Origin of the sequence: Micromonospora sp. NBC_01412 (genome assembly GCF_045040215.1) — a bacterium.
Lineage (GTDB): Bacteria > Actinomycetota > Actinomycetes > Mycobacteriales > Micromonosporaceae > Micromonospora > Micromonospora rubida.
The window spans coordinates 7,977,164-7,995,391 of sequence record NZ_CP109528.1; the positions used below are offsets into that span (position 1 = coordinate 7,977,164).

Here is an 18,228-nt window from a genome sequence, read left to right on the forward strand (position 1 = left end):
GTAGCCGCAGAGGATGTCGCCCGTGGTGGCGTACGCCCGGGCCCCTGATCCGCCGCAGATCACCGCTGTCCGTGTCATGTCACGGGACGTTGGCCGATGACAACCAGCGGGACCAGGGACCACGGTCACCGTCGGACCGGGACCGAGATCCCGCGACCGTTCCACGGCGGCGACGGATGATCTCGGGACCTTCGGCCTGGTTGCGCGAGGTAACGCGTCGGCACGATGACCGGGACGCCCCCGATCGCGAGTTGCGCTCAGGCGCGGCCGCAGGAGACGTGGGGCGTTACGGCTGCCTATCGAGGGAATGAGGCGTATGTCGCGAGCGACCGAGAGTGCGGGGCGGGCGCTGCTGGCGGTAGGGGGCCTGGTGCGCCGGGCCGAGGTCTCCGCCGACGGCCGGACGCTGCACCAGATCGGCGGCCGGGAGGCGGACGCCTTCTACCGGGACCGCTGGTCCTACGACAAGGTGGTCCGCTCCACCCACGGGGTGAACTGCACCGGCTCGTGCTCCTGGAAGGTGTACGTCAAGGACGGCATCATCACCTGGGAGCAGCAGCAGACCGACTACCCGAGCGTCGGACCGGACCGGCCGGAGTACGAGCCGCGCGGCTGCCCCCGAGGGGCCGCCTTCTCCTGGTACACCTACTCACCCACCCGGGTGCGCTACCCGTACGCCCGGGGCGTGCTGGTGGAGATGTACCGGGAGGCCAGGGGTCGCCTCGGTGACCCGGTGGCCGCCTGGGCGGAGATCCAGGCCGACCCGGAGCGCCGCCGCCGGTACCAGAGGGCGCGCGGCAAGGGCGGCCTGGTGCGGATCGCCTGGGACGAGGCGCAGGAGATGATCGCCGCCGCGCACGTGCACGCGATAGCCGAGTACGGCCCGGACCGGGTCGCCGGCTTCTCGCCGATCCCGGCGATGTCGATGGTGTCGCACGCCGTGGGCGCCCGCTTCGTGTCGCTGCTCGGCGGCTCGATGCTGTCGTTCTACGACTGGTACGCCGACCTGCCGGTGGCTTCCCCGCAGGTCTTCGGGGACCAGACCGACGTGCCCGAGTCAGGGGACTGGTGGGACGCCTCCTACTTCGTCATGTGGGGCTCCAACGTCCCGGTGACCCGCACCCCCGACGCGCACTGGATGGCCGAGGCGCGCTACCGGGGGCAGAAGGTCGTGGTGGTCAGCCCGGACTTCGCCGACAACGTCAAGTTCGCCGACGAGTGGATGCCCGCCCAGCCGGGCACCGACGGCGCCCTGGCGATGGCGATGGGACACGTCATCCTCAAGGAGTTCTTCGTCGACCGGCGCACCCCCAGGTTCGTCGACTACGTACGCCGCTTCACCGACCTGCCGTTCCTGGTGACCCTGGAGGCGGGCGCCGACGGGGCGTACCGGCCGGGCAAGTTCCTCACCGCCGAGGACCTGGGCGAGACCGGGAAGGAGGCGGCCTTCAAGACGGTGCTCTGGGACTCCACCACCGACGCGCCCGCCGTGCCGCGGGGCAGCCTCGGCCACCGCTGGGGCGAACAGCAGGGACAGTGGAACCTGGACCTGGGCGACCTGGAGCCGGCGCTGACCTGCCTCGGGGCGGGCGACGCGGTGGAGGTGGAGCTGCCCCGGTTCGACACCGACACCCCGCAGGTGCTGCGCCGCGGCGTGCCGACCCGGACGGTTGAGGGTCAGCTGGTGACGAGCGTCTTCGACCTGCTGCTGGCCCAGTACGGGGTCGGCCGCGACGGCCTGCCCGGCCAGTGGCCGGCCGGGTACGGCGACGTCGAGGCGCCGTACACGCCGGCGTGGCAGGAGCCGATCACCGGGGTGCCGGCGGCACAGGTGGCCCGGGTGGCATGGGAGTTCGCCGACAACGCGGAACGCTCCGGCGGCCGGTCGATGATCCTGCTCGGCGCCGGCACCAACCACTGGTTCCACTCCGACGCCACCTACCGGGCGATCCTGGCGCTGGTGACCCTCACCGGCTGCCAGGGCGTCAACGGCGGCGGCTGGGCGCACTACGTCGGGCAGGAGAAGTGCCGCCCGGCGACCGGGTGGGCACAGCTCGCGTTCGGCCTGGACTGGGTACGCCCGCCCCGGCAGATGATCGGCACCGCCTTCTGGTACGTGCACACCGACCAGTGGCGCTACGACACGTACTCCGCCGACGTGGTCTCCTCCCCCACCGGCAACGGCGCGTTCGCCGGCAAGCACACGATGGACCTGCTGGCGCAGTCGGCGCGCTCCGGTTGGATGCCGTCGATGCCGACCTTCGACCGCAGCCCGCTCGACCTGGCCGACGAGGCCCTCGCGGCCCGGCCGGACGACCCGGCGGGCTGGGTGGCGGAGCGGCTCGGTCAGGGAGACGTGAAGTTCGCCTGCGCCGACCCGGACGCGCCGGAGAACTGGCCGCGGGTGCTGACGGTGTGGCGGGCCAACCTGCTCGGCTCGTCGGCGAAGGGCAACGAGTACTTCCTGCGCCACCTGCTCGGCACCGACGCGAGCCTGCGCGCCGAGGAGGCGCCGGAGGAGCTGCGGCCGAAGGACGTGACCTGGCGGGAGGAGGCGCCGGAGGGCAAGCTCGACCTGCTGCTGTCGCTGGACTTCCGGATGACCTCCACGACGCTCTTCTCCGACATCGTGCTGCCGGCCGCCACCTGGTATGAGAAGCACGACCTGAGCAGCACGGACATGCACCCGTTCGTGCACGCCTTCACCCCGGCGATCAACCCGCCGTGGCAGACCCGGACGGACTTCGACGCCTTCCACGGCATCGCGAAGGCGTTCTCGTCGATGGCGGCCACCCGCCTGGGCGTACGCAGGGATCTGGTCGCGGCGCCGCTGCTGCACGACACTCCGGACGCCATGGCGACCCCGCACGGCCGGGTCCGCGACTGGGCGGCCACCGGCGAGACCCCGGTACCGGGCCGGACCATGCCGAAGCTCGTCGTGGTCGAGCGGGACTACGGCGCGATCGCGGACAAGATGGCCGCGCTCGGACCGCTGATGGACACCCTCGGCACCACCGGGAAGGGCTTCTCGGTCGACGTCCGCCCGGAGGTGGAGTACCTGCGCCGCAAGAACGGCGAGGTGCGCGGCGGCGCCGCCGACGGGCGGCCGTCGCTGGCGAAGGACGTGCACGCCTGCGAGGCGATCCTGGCGCTGTCCGGCACCACCAACGGCCGGGTGGCCACCGCCGGCTTCCACGACGTGGAGAAGCGCACCGGGGTACGCCTGGCGGACCTGGCGGCCGAGCACGAGGGCAAGCAGATCACCTTCGCCGACACCCAGTCCCGTCCGGTGCCGGTGATCACCAGCCCGGAGTGGTCGGGCAGCGAGCACGGCGGCCGGCGCTACTCCCCGTTCACCATCAACACCGAGCGGCTCAAGCCCTGGCACACACTCACCGGCCGGCAGCACTTCTTCCTCGACCACGACTGGATGCACGAGGCCGGCGAGGCGCTGCCGATCTTCCGGCCGCCGCTGGACATGCACAAGCTCTTCGGCGAGCCGAGACTCGGCCGAAACGGGGAGCTGGAGATCACCGTCCGGTACCTCACCCCGCACTCGAAGTGGTCCATCCACTCCGAGTACCAGGACAACCTGATCATGCTGACCCTCTCCCGGGGCGGCCCGACGATGTGGATGAGCGAGGCAGACGCGGAGAAGATCGGCGTACGGGACAACGAATGGATCGAGGCGGTCAACCGCAACGGCGTCGTGGTCTGCCGGGCCGTGGTGAGCCACAAGATGCCCGAGGGCACGGTCTACATGTACCACGCCCAGGAGCGGGTGATCGACGTGCCGAAGTCGGAGACCAACGGCCGCCGCGGTGGCATCCACAACTCGCTGACCCGGCTGCTGGTCAAGCCCACCCACCTGATCGGCGGGTACGCGCAACTGTCGTTCGCCTTCAACTACCTCGGCCCCACCGGCAACCAACGCGACGAGGTCACCGTGATCCGCCGCCGCTCCCAGGAGGTGCAGTACTGATGCGGGTGATGGCGCAGATGGCGATGGTGATGAACCTCGACAAGTGCATCGGGTGTCACACCTGCTCGGTGACCTGCAAGCAGGCGTGGACCAACCGGTCGGGGGTCGAGTACGTCTGGTTCAACAACGTGGAGACCCGCCCCGGGCAGGGCTACCCACGCACGTACGAGGACCAGGAGCGCTGGCAGGGCGGCTGGGTGCGGACCCGCTCCGGCAAGCTCAAGCCCCGCTCCGGCGGTCGGGTGAAGAAGATGTTCAGCATCTTCGCCAACCCGAAGCTGCCGTCCATGCGGGACTACTACGAGCCGTGGACGTACGACTACGAGCACCTGATCAACGCGCCGGCCGGGGAGGACACTCCGGTGGCCCGCCCGAAGTCGCTGCTCACCGGCGAGGACACGAAGATCACCTGGAGCGCCAACTGGGACGACTCGCTCGCCGGGGGCAACGAGATCGCCGCCGGTGACCCGGTGCTGGCGAAGATCTCCGGCCAGGTGAGGCAGGAGTTCGAGAAGACCTTCATGTTCTTCCTGCCGCGGATCTGCGAGCACTGCCTCAACCCGTCCTGTGCGGCCTCCTGCCCGTCCGGGGCGATCTACAAGCGGGCCGAGGACGGCATCGTCCTGGTCGACCAGGACCGCTGCCGGGGCTGGCGGATGTGCGTCACCGGCTGCCCGTACAAGAAGATCTACTTCAACCACCGCACCGGCAAGGCCGAGAAGTGCACCTTCTGCTTCCCGCGCATCGAGATCGGCCAGCCGACCATCTGCTCCGAGACCTGCGTGGGGCGGCTGCGCTACCTCGGGCTGATGCTCTACGACGTCGACCGGGTCGCCGAGGCCGCCGCCATCTCCGACGAGCACGACCTGTACGACGCGCAGCGCTCGGTCTTCCTCGACCCGCACGACCCGCAGGTGGTCGCGGCCGCCGGGGAGGCGGGCATTCCGGACGACTGGATCGAGGCGGCGCAACGCTCCCCGGTCTGGGACCTGATCATGCGGTACGAGGTGGCGCTGCCATTGCACCCGGAGTACCGGACCATGCCGATGGTCTGGTACATCCCGCCCCTGTCGCCGGTGGCCGACGTGCTGCGGGAGACCGGCCACGACGCGGAGGAGGCCGGCAACCTGTTCGGCGCCATCGACGCGCTGCGCATCCCGGTGGAGTACCTCGCCGAACTCTTCACCGCCGGCGACCCGGAGCCGGTGCGCGGGGTGCTGAACCGGCTCGCCGCCATGCGCGCGTACCAACGCCGGATCAACCTGGGTGAGGCGCCCGACGAGTCGATCGCCGCTGCGGTCGGCATGACCGGCGCGGAGGTGGACGAGATGTACCGGCTGCTCGCCATCGCCAAGTACGAGCGGCGCTACGTCATCCCCGCCGCGCACGCCGAGGACGCCCACCGGCTGGAGAAGATCGCCACCGAGTGCAGCCTGGACTACGAGGGCGGCCCCGGGATGGGCGGCGGCGGCCCGTACGGGCAGGGCCCCTTCGGGGAATCGTCCGGCACGCCGGTGCCGGTGCAGGTGGAGACCTTCCACATGCTGCGCGACCGGCAGACCGCCGAGGGCTTCACCGACCCGGGCGACGAACCGCGCCGGGTCAACCTGCTCAACTGGGACGGCAAGGGCAGCCCGAAAGGGCTCTTCCCGCCTCCTCGCCCCGAATCCGGACACGTCGACGGAGGTAACAACCCGTGAGCCAGCCGACCTGGCGGAAGGTGGCCGCCCGCGCGGCGTCCCTGCTGCTGCGCTACCCCGACGAGGAGGTGCTCGCGGCGCTGCCCACCGTGCGCGCCGCGCTCGACGGCCTGCCGGTCGAGGTGGCCGCCGCGCTGCGCGAGGTGGTCGCCCACCGGGAGGCGACCGAGCCCGTCGAGCTACGGGCCGCCTACGTGCAGCTGTTCGACTTCCGGCGCCGCTGCTGCCTGCACCTGACCTACTACACCTGCGGTGACACCCGCCGCCGCGGGGAGGCGCTGGTCGGATTCTCCGCAGCGTACAAGCAGGCCGGGCTGACCGTCGTCGACGGCGAGCTGCCCGACTTCCTGCCCGCGGTGCTCGACCTGGCCGCCGTCGACGACGGCGGGTGGCGGTTGCTGCGGGAGAACCGGGTCGGCCTCGACCTGCTGGTCGCGGCGCTGGGGCGAGAGAAGTCGGTCTACCGGCAGGCGATGGCCGCGGTCTGCGAGATGCTGCCGCCCGCCCAGCCCGGAGACCTCGCCGCGGCGGCCCGCCTGGCCCGCACCGGCCCACCGGTGGAGCAGGTCGGCCTGGAACCGTTCGGGCTCGTCGACACGACAGGAGGCCGTCGGTGAGCGCGAGGAACGCGGCGCGGCGGAGTACGGCAGTCGCAAACGAAGGGTGGCACCGATGAACATGCTGCTGTGGGCGGTGTACCCGTACCTGACCCTGGCGGTCCTGGTCGGGGGTCTGATCTGGCGCCACCGGTACGACAAGTTCGGCTGGACCACCCGCTCGTCCCAGCTCTACGAGAGCGCCATCCTGCGGTGGGGCAGCCCGCTGTTCCACTTCGGGGTGCTGATGGTGCTGGTCGGTCACATCGGCGGTCTGCTGGTGCCGAAGGCGTGGACCGAGGCGGTGGGCGTCACGGAGCACACGTACCACCTGATGGCCGTGTTCATCGGCACCGTGGCGGGCATGTGCACCCTGATCGGGCTGAGCATCCTGATCGTCCGGCGCCGGCGGACCGGGCCGGTCTTCGCCGCCACCACCCGCAACGACAAGGCCATGTACGTGGTGCTCGCCGGGGTGATCGTGCTGGGGCTGCTGGCCACCGTGCGGGCCAACGTGGCCGGGGGCGGCTACGACTACCGGGAGACGGTCTCCCCGTGGTTCCGGTCGCTGTTCTACCTCAGCCCCGACCCGGAGATCATGGCCGACGTCCCGGTGGGCTTCCAGATCCACATCCTGGCGGCCTTCGCCCTCTTCGCGTTCTGGCCGTTCACCCGGCTCGTCCACGCCTTCAGCGCACCGGTCGGCTACGCCACCCGCCCGTACGTGGTGTATCGCAGCCGGGACGACCGGCCTGGGCTGCGGCCGACCCGGCCCGGCTGGGAGGGCCCGCCGCGGCTGCCCGCCCCCCGCGACGGTCGGACCCGCTCGCGCCGGTGAACACCGACGTGCTGCCGCCGTTCGCCGGCGGGTGAATTCATCACTGACGAAGGAGAAGAACCGATGACCCCGGATCTCCGGCTGGATGAGTGGCTCGCTCGGGCCGCGGCGGCACTCGACCTCGACGCGCCGTCGGCCGAAGACACCCGCGCCGTGCTGGACGTCGTCCGAGAGGTGGCACACGGGGTCCATCGGCCGGCGGCGCCGCTGGCCGCGTACCTCATCGGGGTGGCCGTCGGCCGCGGCGCCGACCCCACCGCCGCCCGCGGCGCAGTCGCCGCGCTGGTTCCGCGGGACGCGCCGGCCGGGGAGGCGCCGTGACGATCGCACCTGGCCGCCCTCGCCACGACCATCCCGCGCGACCGGCCGCGGAGTGGGCGGCGGCCCGGATGCTGGCGCAAACGCTGCCGGCTGCCCTGCCGGAGGAGTCGGTGCCGCTCGCGGCCGCGACCGGACGTACCCTGGCGGCTCCGCTGCGTGCGGCGGTTCCGCTGCCCGGCTTCGACAACTCCGCCATGGACGGGTACGCGGTCCGCGGTGACGGCCCGTGGCGGGTCGTCGACCGTATTCTCGCCGGGCGTACCCACACCGTCGCATCCCTGGTCGCGCACACCGCCGTCGAGGTCGCCACCGGCGCTCCGGTGCCGGACGGTGCGGACCGTGTCGTGCCCTACGAGGCCGCCGACCGGACCGGTGACGTTGTGCGCGCGACCCCGGGCGACCGCCGGCACATCCGCCGCGCCGGTGAGTACGCCCAGCCCGGACAGGAAGTCGCACCGGCCGGCTCGCGGGTCACCCCGACGACGGTGGGGCTGGCCGCCAGCGTGGGACTCGACATGCTCACTGTCCACGCCCAGCCCCGGGTGCGGCTGGTGATCAGCGGCGACGAGCTGGTTCACACCGGTCTGCCCCGATGGGGCAGGGTCCGGGACGCCATCGGACCGATGCTCGGCCCGCTCCTGTCAGCCTGGGGAGCGGCGCTGCTGGACTCCCGGATGGTCGGCGACCACCCCGACTGGTTCGCCGGGGCGATCGCGGACAGCACGGCCGACGCCGACGTGACGATCGTCTGTGGGGCGTCATCGGTGGGCCCCGCGGACGGACTGCACTCCTCGTTGCGACGCCTCCGCGCCGTGGTGCACGTCGACGGTGTGGCGTGCCGCCCGGGACACCCTCAGGTCCTGGCGCAGGTCGGGCCGAGATGGATCGTCGGGCTGCCGGGCAACCCCTACGCCGCACTGGTCGCCGCGCTCACTCTGGTCGACCCCATGCTCGCGGCTCTCGCCGGTCGGTCCCTGGCCGAGCTCGACGCGGCGGTGCTGGCCGGTCCACTGCGTCCGGACGACCGGAACACCCGCATCGTGCCCGTACGACGCCGGGACGGACAACTGCGGCCCGTCGAGGGCGCCCACCCCGGATACCTGGGTGCCGCCGCAACCGCCGACGCCTTCGCAGTCGTGCTCCCAGGGTGGCAGCCCGGCGACAACGTAAGCCTGCTCACCCTGCCATAGCCCCCGCCCGGGCCGGCAGCACCTGGCCGGCCGACGTTCTGCCGGTGCGGGACTTCCGGCCCTGCCCGGGCCGGATCGGCGGGTCGAGGCTCATACCGGTAGAGCGGAATCCGCAACTCCCTCAGGCCGACCCGGCCTCGGCACCACGATCCGACGGAGAGCAGCGATGACCATCGCCCGTGACAGACAGGCCATGGACACCACCCCCACACCAGGCGACGCCCCCGGCAGCGCCCGGAACACATCGACGTCCGACAGATCTGGGGCCACCTTCCAGCTCGCCCTGGCGACTCTCGGCTTCCTGGTCAACTTCTGGGCGTGGGCGCTGCTGGGTCCGCTCGGCCCGGGCATCAAGGAGCGCCTCGACCTCAGCTTCGCCGCGCAGTCCCTGCTGGTGGCCGTGCCGGTGGTGGTCGGGTCGCTGGGCCGCATCCCCGTCGGCGCCCTCACCGACCGGTACGGAGCGCGGGTGGTGTTCCCGCTGGTCACGATAGCGACGATCGTGCCCGTGCTGACCCTGAGCGTGGTCTCCTCCTACGCTGCGCTGATCGTGACCGGGTTCTTCCTCGGCGTCGGCGGCACCGCCTTCGCCGTCGGCGTGCCCCTGGTCTCCGGCTGGTACCCGCCCCGGCGGCGCGGCTTCGCCATCGGCGTGTTCGGCATCGGCATGGGCGGCACCGCGATCGCGAACTTCACCACCGTCCGGCTCGCCGACGCCTACGGGGCACGGACACCGTTCCTGCTCGTCGCCGCGATCCTGGCCGGGTACGCGGTCCTGTCGTTCCTGCTGCTGCGCGAGGCCCCCGACCGGGCCCGACCCGCGGGGTCGGCCTGGCGGCGACTCTCCGCGGTCGGCCGGCTGACCGTCACCTGGCAACTGTGCTTCCTGTACGCCGTCGGGTTCGGCGGATTCGTGGCCTTCAGCGTGTACCTTCCCGCCTACCTGCGCACCGCGTACGGCCTCAGCGCCGGGGACGGCGCGTTGCGTACCGCCGGGTTCGTGGTCCTCGCCGTCCTCGCCCGCCCGGTGGGCGGCTGGCTCTCCGACCGGCTGCACCCGGTGCCGGTGCTGGTGTGGTGCTTCGGCGGGGTGGCCGTCTTCGCGGTGGTGCAGGCCTTCGAGCCCGCCCTGATGCCCGTGGCGACCGGCGCACTGCTCGGGATGGCACTGCTGCTGGGCTCGGCCAGCGGCGCGGTGTTCGCCCTCGTCGGCAAGGTCGCCCCTGCCGACCAGGTAGGTGCGGTCACCGGCCTGGTGGGTGCCGCCGGCGGCCTCGGCGGTTTCGTCCCACCGCTGGTGATGGGCTGGGTGTACGGGTCGCAGGGCTCGTACGCCATCGGCCTGATGCTGCTCTCCGATGTCGCGCTGGCCGCTGCGGTGTTCACCGCGGTGAAGATGGGCGGCCTTGCCAGGCGCGTCACCTGACCGTCTGACGAAGGACGCTGTGGCGCCCGTACCTTACGGGACCTGGCGCGACCGCGAGGCCAAGCACGCCTCGCGGCCGCGCCAGGTCCTCGGCGACGCGAAGTCCACCGAGCAGCTCGGGAGGAGTGGCGACGGTTCCTTAGCTGCTCAGCTGGCTCGGCGAACGGACTGTGACTTGGCTGCCGTAGGCCCTCGCGACGGTTGACGGGCCCGCGTCGGGCAGCGGAGCGGCGAGCAAGAGCGTCTGAGCTGGTGCGAAGGGTAGTGGATCCGGGATCCTGGCCGGATGGAGCATGGCGAGCTCACCGTCGAGCTGATCGAGCGGATGGGTCGAGACCAGCGGGCACGGTCCGAGATGACGGGCCGGGTCGCCGGTGACGATGCCTGGGCCCGGGTGCGCGATGTCGACATCGACAACACGGTGTGGTTTATGGAGGTTCTCGACCAGTACGGTTGGCCCCGGCGCAGCGAGGTGGGCCCCGATGCCTCTGCCGCTGCCTGGCTGATAGCGCAACACGCCGACCTCAACCCGGATTTCCAGCGTCGTTGCCTGAACATGCTCGCACAGGCGGTGCGAGCCGGCGAGGCGCAACCGTCACACCTGGCGTACCTGACCGACCGGGTCCGCCGGGCCGAGGGCAGGCCGCAGTTGTACGGCACGCAGTTTTGGTACGGTTCGGACGGCAGGGGGCCGCTCCAGCCACAGCCGATCGAGGACCCCGAGCGCCTCAACGAACGACGCCGAAGCGTCGGGCTCGGACCTTTCGCCGAGTACGCAAGCCACCTGCGCGAGCGCGAGCACGACGATGGTGCCCCGGTATGACGTCGACGAATTCGTGATCGGAACGCTCGGTGACGAGTGGACTCTCGGCGCGCGGCAGGTGCCCATGGAGGCCGCAGCACTGAGGCGTCCAGGGTGGTCGTCCTGTCCCGAGGCATGCAGCTCCGGCTCCAGGTGGACCCGCGCACGCTCAAGCTCCTCGACGAGCGCGGCGTGATCGTTCACGTCGCCGAGACACCGCAAGCCGTGGAGATCTACAACGAACTGGCCGCGACACAGCGGGTCGGCGGGCTGTTCCACTCGACCTGCTGACCCATGTAACGCGTTGGGCGAGGCTGTACCGCCGCAACGACGGCAACCAGTACCAAGCGCGGCGCCGACCGGACCGGCCTGCCTACCTTGACGGCTGCGATCCTGCATCAGGGCACGATCTACTCCGCCGGCTCATTGATCGTCGCGCCCGTAGGCCACTGTCATCCCTGCTCGGGTAGTGTCCGGCCCATGGCCACCGAGGCATTCGACATCTGGACCGACGACAACGTCGCCCACGAGGCCGGAGACCGGCCCAGGCTACCGGCGGGGTGGGCCGGCCACGACGGGCCCGGCATCGATGTTCGGACCTGGCCCCGCTCCCCGCGTACCGGTCAACCGATGCTGCACTGCTTCACGCTTCGGCTGCCCGAGTTGTACCGGCGGCGCGGACCCGACCTGGTGGCCGTCGCGGTATTCCAATGGGAGGACGAGCTCTACTTCAAGGGCCCGTCGCCGGAGGTCGCGGCGGTCATCGCCGGACAACCCGCCGATGTCGCCCAGCCCGAGCACCCGTTCTGGGCCGAACTCGCCCAGGCCCAGGCCCACCCTCGGCTCCAGATCGCTGACGACGGGGTCGCGTCGCTGCTGGCCATGGTGTGGCTGACCGAGGCGGAGTTGAACGGACCACGAGCAACTCGCCCCGCCACGGCTCCCTCTCTCGCCGACGGCGAGAGAGACAACGTCTCGTGGCGGGCGCGGCACGGCCAGTACGGTCCCCTGTGGCTGGTCCCCCGCGACGACCCCAACGCAGGCGTGCGACCGGTGAGCTTCCCGTCCGACCACGACGCCTATGTCGACGTACCGGACATGTACGACGTCTTCCACACCGAGCACCTCGGCGGCACCTGCATGTCCCCCGACGGAGTACGCGATGGTCTGTCACCCTGGTACATCGAGGTCAGCAGACTGGGTGGCATCAGCTTCGGCGGCGACCAGGACATCGCCCTGGACCTCGAAACCAGCGCATTCCTCGGCGACTGGAGCACCGCCGTCCTGATCCCGGACACCGGCGCCCCAATACCGACGCAGGGCTGACCTGCCAGCCGCCGGGTTCTCGACCCGCGCTGCGCGCCACCCGGCCCGTCCCGGGCGGGTCTCATAGCGGTCGGACCGAAGGTGCGGGGGTGCGGCGGTACCGGGCCCAGAGGCCAGGTGGGCGTCGGATGACCCATTCGGCGACGGCCGCGTTGATGATCCAGCCGGCCCCTACGGAGAGGGCGGTGCTCAGGTCGCTCGTGCCGAACAGGGTCTCACCGATGGGTTGGGTGAATGCCTGGGTGCCGGCGCTGACGGCGAGGGCGTAGGCACGGATCATCCAGGCGCGGTGGGCGGCGATATGGCGACGGCGAATCGCGGTGAACCCCAGCACGATGCTGGCGGCCATCGCCGATCCGACCAGGAGCCGGATGCCCCACAGCAGGTCACCGCCCGGTGCGTCGGGGTAGAACAGTGTCATCCAGGTCCCGGAGGCGGCAACGATCAGTCCGGCCACGATCAGTATCCGGCCGGACCGTCGGTGCCAGCCTGGATGGCGACAACGCAGCCGGGCGGAGAACTGGAACGCGCCGAGGAAGGCGTAGAGGGCCGCGGCAAGCACGTGCACCACGACGGGCGCCGGGGAGGAATCGATGCGCGGGTTGGTGGGTAGCAGCTGAGGGCCGCCGGCGAGCTCGAGAAGCCGCAGTGACCCGGCGACGACCGGGATGAGGCCGAGGACCACCAGCGCTACGGGGAGGTGCCAGCTCGACCCGTCCCGGTCACCCGGCGGGCGCCGTGATGCCGGTCGGGTGACCGGGACGGTGTGCTGGGTCATTCGACACCCGCCGTCGTGGCCGTGCGGATCGTCGAGCGGGGCCGTGGATTCGGTAGGCGCGGTGCGCGAGGGCGAACGGGCGAGCCTGATCATGGCGATGCCTTTCGGTAGGACCAGGAACGGCAGAAGGCGTCTGGCATCAGCGGGGAGGTCAGATGGTGATGACCACTTTCGCCCGCGCGTGGTCGTCTTCCACGTACCGGATGGCTTCGGGAACCTCGGGCAGCCGATACGTCCGGTCGATGACGGGGGTGAGGCGGCCGGCCTCGGCGTGGGTGCGGAGCGTGTCGAGGTGTTGCCGGCTGGGTGCGGTGGTGAGAATGGCGATGCGGTGCCGCACGAAGGGCGCCAGCAAGCGCCCTCGCGCGATGAGCCAGACCGGTCCGACGAGGCTGCCGCCGCGATAGACGCCGCCGCCGGAGAGCACGAGCGTCCCGGTCGGGGTCAGCGCTCGCCGGAGCGCGGTGAGGGAACGGTTGCCGACCAGGTCGAACACGACGTCGTGGCGGCCGGCGTCGTGGGTGAAGTCGTCGCGGGTGTAGTCGACGACGTGATCGGCGCCGAGGGAGCGCACCAGGTCGACGTTGCGGGTGCTGCACACCCCCGTCACGGTCGCGCCAAGCGCCTTGGCCAGTTGGACGGCCAGGGTGCCGACGCCGCCGGACGCGCCGTTGACGAGGACGCGGTGGCCGGGCTCGACCTGCCCGACATCGCACAGCCCCATGAGTGCGGTGACGCCGGCCAGCGGCAGTGCGGCCGCCTGCTGTGGCGTCAGGTTCCCGGGTTTGCGCGCGATCAGGGTCTCGGGCACGCAGGCGTACTCGGCGAACGCGCCGTTGGCGTCGCCCAGGTCGCCGAAGACGGCGTCGCCCGGTCGCACCTGCCGGACGTCGGGGCCGATGGCTTCGACCCGGCCGGCGAAGTCGCGGCCCCGGATTCGCGCCTGCGGCCCTGACCGGCCCATCGACAGCCGCGCCAGCCGTGGATCGCCACGCATGACGTGCCAGTCGTACGCGTTGAGCGCGGCGGCCTCGACCCGCACGAGCACCTCGTCGGCCGCCGGCACCGGCGCGTCGACGTCCGCGAGCGTGAGCACCTCCGGCGGGCCGTATCGATCCTGGACGATCGCCTTCATCTCTTCCTTCCCAGGTGTACGGCGTACACCTTACAGGAAACAACATAGGTGTACGCCGTACACCTGTCAAGGTGGCTAGGGTTCAATCGCCGGCAGAGAGTTGAGGACCGTGATGGCTGAGCAGGCTGAGACGTTGCGCCGCACGCCGCTGAGCAGAGATCGCGTCCTGCGCGCCGCCGTCACGCTCGCCGACGAGGCCGGGATCGAGTCCCTCAGCATGCGCAACCTCGCCCAGGATCTGGGCGTCGTGCCGATGGCCCTCTACAAGCACGTGGCGAACAAGGACGAGCTGCTCGACGGCATGATCGACGTGGTCGTCGGCGAGATCGACCCGCCGGTGCCCGACGCCGACTGGAAGCGCGTAATCCGCGAACGCATCCTCTCGGCGCGGGAGGTCCTGCTGCGCCACCCCTGGGCGGCGATCGCGATCGAGTCGCGGAACGAGGCGACGCCGGCCCTCCTCGGCCACCTCAACTCGATGGTCGGGACGCTCCGGGAGGGCGGGTTCTCCACCGACCTCGCCCACCACGTGATGCACGCGATGGGCAGTCGCATGCTGGGCTTCAGCCAGGAGTTGTTCGACGCATCCCGGCGCGCCGGTCGGTCCGGCATGGCCGAGCCCGACCCGCCGGCGGCGTTTCCGGCGGAGGCCGCCGCCCAGTTCCCGCACCTCGCGGCGATCGCCACCGCGGCGTCACACGACGACACCTCGGTCGTCGGCCAGGGCTGCGACGACCAGTTCGAGTTCGAGTTCGCTCTGGACCTGTTACTGGACGGCATCGAACGGCTGCGCCGACAGGGCTGGACGTCGGCGCGTCCACCCAGGTGAGACGGTGGCCTGACGGACGTCACGGTGTGTGCGCCAAGGTGGCATCCAGGTCGCCCGGTTCGCGGCGACGCGTGCATGGGAACCGCCGCCGGCAGGATCGCGGGACCGAACTACGGGCCGGGATACTCCGCGTGGATGTCGCCGTCGAACAGCCGCAAGCAAAAGTCGGTCATCCGCGCCGCAGCGGGGGCGTGCCGGGCAAGGATTCCCGCCACGGCCGCCGGCACGTCCTGCGGAATGTCGCCGCTCGCGCACCGGCGCACGTACGTGTCGCGGGCAACAAATCCACCGCTGACCGGCACCGGCACCGGCACCCCGCACACCGTGGTGACCAGCCAGTTCACCAGCCGCATCGCCGCGTAGTCGGCATCGTGGCCGACGTGGTGCGCGACAAAGTCGCGCTCGGCGTTCGACAGGTCGAACCGGGGCGAGGTGGCCAGCCCGAAGTCGACGAGGTAGATCCGATCACCGTCGGCCCGGATGTTGCGGAAGTGTCCGTCCATATGCAACAGCTCGCGGCTGCGCAGGAACGCCACGACCTCAAACAACTGCCGCTCGAACGTCTCGGCCTTACCAACCGGGTCGTTCAGCCAGTCGAGCAGCGGATCGGGGACGCACTCGAAGAACAGCACGAGGCTGGAGGCCGCGCCGGCCAGTTCCTCGAAGCGGATTCGCACGGCCGGGGCACCGCCGAACTGGGCGACAGCGGCATCGATGTCAAGGTGCTCGGACGCGACAGGTGGACGGCCGGGCAGCACCCGCCAGTGGTACAGCAACGGGAAGGACTCCGCCTCACCGGCGAGGACTCCCTCGGTGACGATCATGTTCGCGGCCAGCTCGCGCCAAGCGCCGAAGCCCGGGCCGGCGAGGCGGTACATCCCGTACTGGCAGTAGGTCGGCAGGTCGAACAGGTTCGCCGTGCTGTGCGGATGGGCCAGCTCCCGGTCGGTGATCGGGATCCGCTTGGCGAACACCGGCGCGCCGTCAACGTCGAGCACCGAGGAGTCGCCGCCCACGCCCACCGCGCTGGTGGGCGCGGCGTGGAGGAACGCCGCCAGTTCCTCGTCGTTGCGGGCGGCGAGCGAGGCCGAAATGCGGTCGTGACGGAAACGTCGGGCGGTGAGCATCGCACCATCATGTCAGCGGGTAGCAGGACGGGTACGACGAGCGAGCCCCGGCCCGCTGGAGCAACACCGGGCTCGGTGGCCGCTCTCAAGCGGGCTGCCGCACCTCGCGGGCACGGGTCCCGTCCACGTTGGACCGGCGGTGGCTGCGCGAGCGCGCGGCGAACACGAGCAGCCACACCATGAGGACGACCTCACCGACGAACGTGACTGCGGCGAGCTGAATCGGGTACGCGGCCGAGACCTGCGCCCCGATCGAGTCGGCGAGGTAGCCCGCACCGGCGATCGCTACGAGCGCCGCCACCCAGGTCGGCACAGTGGGAGACCGCCATGCCAGCCACCCGATCATCAGCAGGTGGACGCCGAACAGGATCAGACCCAGGCTCCAGATCTCCTCGAATTCGGTGATCTGGGCGTAGACGCTGGAGCTGATCTCGTCGGCCGCCGCGCCGTCGTGCAGGAGACCGGCGGCGGCGATCAGGTGGGTGATCGCGACGGCGAAGACGACCGCGTACGCGGTGCGGCACCAGGCCGAGAGCAGTGCGACGGTGCGGTTGGTGTCGTCGAAGAACGCCCGCAGCGCCCAGGCGACCAGCACGTCGAGGCAGACCACCGCGAACAGGGCGACGATGGCAAGGGCAAAGGCCCGTTGATTCGACAGCAGCTGGGTGGTGGTCTCGGCGGCGTCGGTGGAGACCAGCCGGTCCACGACGCCGAAGTTGGCCAGCCCGGCGAGAACCGCCATCAGCAGCAGGCCGAGCCCGGCGGCCAGCGCCGCGCGACCTACTCGGGAGTCGCCGTCCACGGCCGCCGCGCTCGACGCCCCGGCGGGAGCCGCGCTCGGCTGCACAGCGGCGGACGGCGCGAAGCCGCGAGCGAGCAACAGCAGACCGAAGACGATCTCGAACAGACCTCCCGGGACCGCCAGGACGAGCCCGATCCCGGCCCCCATCAGCTCGGCGGCCGCGCCCGTCGCCAGCAGCGCGTATCCGGCGAATCCCCAGATCGCCAGCCATCTCGGCAGCCAGCGCTGCCGGTTGAGGGCCAGGCAGAACGGCAGGCTGCCCAGCCCCAGCGACAGCATGGCCGCCTGGTATGCGATGTCGGCGGCACCGGCACCGACCGAGTCCAGCAGGACGATTCCGGCGGTGAGCAGGAAGGCCTCCGCGCCGCGGGCGACAAGGTACGCCCAGGCGGCCCCCGGACGCGGTCGGCGCAGCGCCCGGAAGGCCAGGACGCCGATGGCCGCCACCATGGCGGAGTTGAGCACCACGAGCGCCGCCCCGGCGTACCGCCCGGCGAGAGCGCTGCCGATGCCGTAGGAGACGAATGCCAACAGGAAGAACGCACCGGCGCATCTGCCGGTCACGCGGAGTGACATCTTTGCCTCTCAGGCTTTCGTACTAAGTAAGGGGTACTAAGTACGATAGCCTTGGCGGCGAGGCCGGTCAACGCAATGCCAAGAAGACGGGAACCAGTCGGTGGGCGAGCCAGCACGGCAGCTGAGTCGCGAGCGGGTGCTGCAGGCCGCGGTCGGCATCGCCGACGCGCACGGCCTGGGGGCGCTGACCATGCGGTCGCTGGCCGCCGAGCTGAACGCCAAGCCGATGTCGCTGTACCACTACATCCGCAGCAAGGACGAGCTCCTCGACGCCCTCGTCGACGGGGTTTTCGCGGAGATCGAACTGCCAGAGGTGGGCGGCGACTGGCGCGCCGAGGTGCGCCGGCGTTCCCTCTCAACCCGTACGGTCCTCGCGCGACATCCCTGGGCGCTGGCCCTGGTGGAAACCCGGACCAGCCCCGGGCCGGCCACCCTGCGCCATCACGACGCCATGCTGGGCGTGCTGCGGGCCGGGGGCTTCTCGCTACAGATGACAGCCCACGCGTACGCGATCATCGATGCGTACGTCTACGGCTTCGTGCTGCAGGAGGCGTCGCTGCCGTTCGACGGTGCAGACTCCGCCAACGCGGTCGCGGATTCGATCATGGAAGGTTTCGCGGCGGGCGACTACCCACATATGGTCGAGTTCGCCACCCAGCACGTCCAGCAGCCTGGCTACCACTTCGGCGGGCAGTTCGAGTTCGGCCTCGACCTGATCCTCGACGCACTGGCGATACACGGCGGCGCCACACGCCCGTCGTGACTCCTCCCACCGCGCCCGCGGCGAAGCCGGTGAGCGC

Annotated in this window: 16 protein-coding genes; 12 read left to right on the forward strand and 4 right to left on the reverse strand. The window is 71.1% G+C overall.

The annotated features are described in order from the left end of the window. Window positions 1-316: 316 nt before the first annotated feature. From OG617_RS34175 to OG617_RS34220, 10 genes are all read left to right on the forward strand, one after another. Window positions 317-3,982, forward strand: coding sequence for a nitrate reductase subunit alpha (locus OG617_RS34175; RefSeq protein ID WP_405097334.1), 3,666 nt, complete (start codon window positions 317-319; stop codon window positions 3,980-3,982). Further along, on the forward strand, window positions 3,982-5,682 hold the full coding sequence (gene narH / locus OG617_RS34180) for a nitrate reductase subunit beta (RefSeq protein WP_405097336.1): 1,701 nt from the start codon (window positions 3,982-3,984) through the stop codon (window positions 5,680-5,682). The genes OG617_RS34175 and narH overlap by 1 nt, the downstream gene beginning before the upstream one ends. Continuing rightward, window positions 5,679-6,299, forward strand: coding sequence for a nitrate reductase molybdenum cofactor assembly chaperone (gene narJ / locus OG617_RS34185; RefSeq protein ID WP_405097338.1), 621 nt, complete (start codon window positions 5,679-5,681; stop codon window positions 6,297-6,299). The genes narH and narJ overlap by 4 nt, the downstream gene beginning before the upstream one ends. Window positions 6,300-6,354: 55 nt before the next feature. Further along, the gene (gene narI / locus OG617_RS34190) at window positions 6,355-7,116 is read left to right on the forward strand and encodes a respiratory nitrate reductase subunit gamma (RefSeq protein WP_405097340.1); all 762 of its coding nucleotides are present in this window, start codon (window positions 6,355-6,357) and stop codon (window positions 7,114-7,116) included. A 63-nt stretch (window positions 7,117-7,179) separates the two neighbouring features. Next, window positions 7,180-7,437, forward strand: coding sequence for a DUF6457 domain-containing protein (locus OG617_RS34195; RefSeq protein ID WP_405097342.1), 258 nt, complete (start codon window positions 7,180-7,182; stop codon window positions 7,435-7,437). After that, window positions 7,434-8,627, forward strand: coding sequence for a molybdopterin molybdotransferase MoeA (locus OG617_RS34200; RefSeq protein ID WP_405097343.1), 1,194 nt, complete (start codon window positions 7,434-7,436; stop codon window positions 8,625-8,627). Before OG617_RS34195 ends, OG617_RS34200 begins: the two co-directional genes overlap by 4 nt. Before the next feature lie 166 nt (window positions 8,628-8,793). Next, window positions 8,794-10,053, forward strand: a complete 1,260-nt coding sequence (locus tag OG617_RS34205) for a nitrate/nitrite transporter (RefSeq protein WP_405097345.1) — start codon at window positions 8,794-8,796, stop codon at window positions 10,051-10,053. Window positions 10,054-10,339: 286 nt separating this feature from the next. Beyond that, window positions 10,340-10,876, forward strand: a complete 537-nt coding sequence (locus tag OG617_RS34210; protein ID WP_405097347.1) for a DUF6624 domain-containing protein — start codon at window positions 10,340-10,342, stop codon at window positions 10,874-10,876. A gap of 93 nt (window positions 10,877-10,969) precedes the next feature. Then, window positions 10,970-11,146: an MTH938/NDUFAF3 family protein gene (locus OG617_RS34215; RefSeq protein ID WP_405097349.1), complete on the forward strand. Its 177-nt coding sequence runs from the start codon at window positions 10,970-10,972 to the stop codon at window positions 11,144-11,146. 189 nt (window positions 11,147-11,335) lie between these two features. Further along, on the forward strand, window positions 11,336-12,181 hold the full coding sequence (locus OG617_RS34220; protein WP_405097351.1) for a hypothetical protein: 846 nt from the start codon (window positions 11,336-11,338) through the stop codon (window positions 12,179-12,181). A 61-nt stretch (window positions 12,182-12,242) separates the two neighbouring features. Here the strand turns inward: OG617_RS34220 and OG617_RS34225 are convergent, their stop codons facing one another. Further along, on the reverse strand, window positions 12,243-12,959 hold the full coding sequence (locus OG617_RS34225; protein WP_405097353.1) for a DUF2306 domain-containing protein: 717 nt from the start codon (window positions 12,957-12,959) through the stop codon (window positions 12,243-12,245). A 151-nt stretch (window positions 12,960-13,110) separates the two neighbouring features. Then, window positions 13,111-14,094, reverse strand: a complete 984-nt coding sequence (locus OG617_RS34230; protein ID WP_405097355.1) for an NAD(P)-dependent alcohol dehydrogenase — start codon at window positions 14,092-14,094, stop codon at window positions 13,111-13,113. Window positions 14,095-14,206: 112 nt separating this feature from the next. Between OG617_RS34230 and OG617_RS34235 the strand changes: the two genes are divergently transcribed. Next, entirely contained in the window at window positions 14,207-14,923 is a 717-nt protein-coding gene (locus tag OG617_RS34235) for a TetR/AcrR family transcriptional regulator (RefSeq protein ID WP_405097357.1), read from the forward strand. 110 nt (window positions 14,924-15,033) lie between these two features. On the opposite strand, the gene OG617_RS34240 is transcribed toward OG617_RS34235, so the two are convergent. Continuing rightward, window positions 15,034-16,050, reverse strand: a complete 1,017-nt coding sequence (locus OG617_RS34240; protein WP_405097360.1) for a serine/threonine protein phosphatase — start codon at window positions 16,048-16,050, stop codon at window positions 15,034-15,036. Between the two features lie 85 nt (window positions 16,051-16,135). Beyond that, the gene (locus tag OG617_RS34245) at window positions 16,136-17,416 is read right to left on the reverse strand and encodes a DUF4386 domain-containing protein (RefSeq protein WP_405097362.1); all 1,281 of its coding nucleotides are present in this window, start codon (window positions 17,414-17,416) and stop codon (window positions 16,136-16,138) included. A gap of 112 nt (window positions 17,417-17,528) precedes the next feature. On the opposite strand from OG617_RS34245, the gene OG617_RS34250 reads away from it, so the two are divergent. Continuing rightward, entirely contained in the window at window positions 17,529-18,191 is a 663-nt protein-coding gene (locus OG617_RS34250) for a TetR/AcrR family transcriptional regulator (RefSeq protein WP_405097364.1), read from the forward strand. Window positions 18,192-18,228 lie beyond the last annotated feature (37 nt).

Coding starts and splice junctions, on each gene's coding strand:
- OG617_RS34205 (WP_405097345.1), top strand. CDS start 8,794: ATGACCATCGCCCGTGACAGACAGGCCATGGACACCACCCCCACACCA.
- OG617_RS34240 (WP_405097360.1), bottom strand. CDS start 16,050: ATGCTCACCGCCCGACGTTTCCGTCACGACCGCATTTCGGCCTCGCTC.
- OG617_RS34220 (WP_405097351.1), top strand. CDS start 11,336: ATGGCCACCGAGGCATTCGACATCTGGACCGACGACAACGTCGCCCAC.
- narH (WP_405097336.1), top strand. CDS start 3,982: ATGCGGGTGATGGCGCAGATGGCGATGGTGATGAACCTCGACAAGTGC.
- OG617_RS34195 (WP_405097342.1), top strand. CDS start 7,180: ATGACCCCGGATCTCCGGCTGGATGAGTGGCTCGCTCGGGCCGCGGCG.
- OG617_RS34210 (WP_405097347.1), top strand. CDS start 10,340: ATGGAGCATGGCGAGCTCACCGTCGAGCTGATCGAGCGGATGGGTCGA.
- OG617_RS34235 (WP_405097357.1), top strand. CDS start 14,207: ATGGCTGAGCAGGCTGAGACGTTGCGCCGCACGCCGCTGAGCAGAGAT.
- OG617_RS34230 (WP_405097355.1), bottom strand. CDS start 14,094: ATGAAGGCGATCGTCCAGGATCGATACGGCCCGCCGGAGGTGCTCACG.
- OG617_RS34225 (WP_405097353.1), bottom strand. CDS start 12,959: ATGACCCAGCACACCGTCCCGGTCACCCGACCGGCATCACGGCGCCCG.
- narI (WP_405097340.1), top strand. CDS start 6,355: ATGAACATGCTGCTGTGGGCGGTGTACCCGTACCTGACCCTGGCGGTC.
- OG617_RS34175 (WP_405097334.1), top strand. CDS start 317: ATGTCGCGAGCGACCGAGAGTGCGGGGCGGGCGCTGCTGGCGGTAGGG.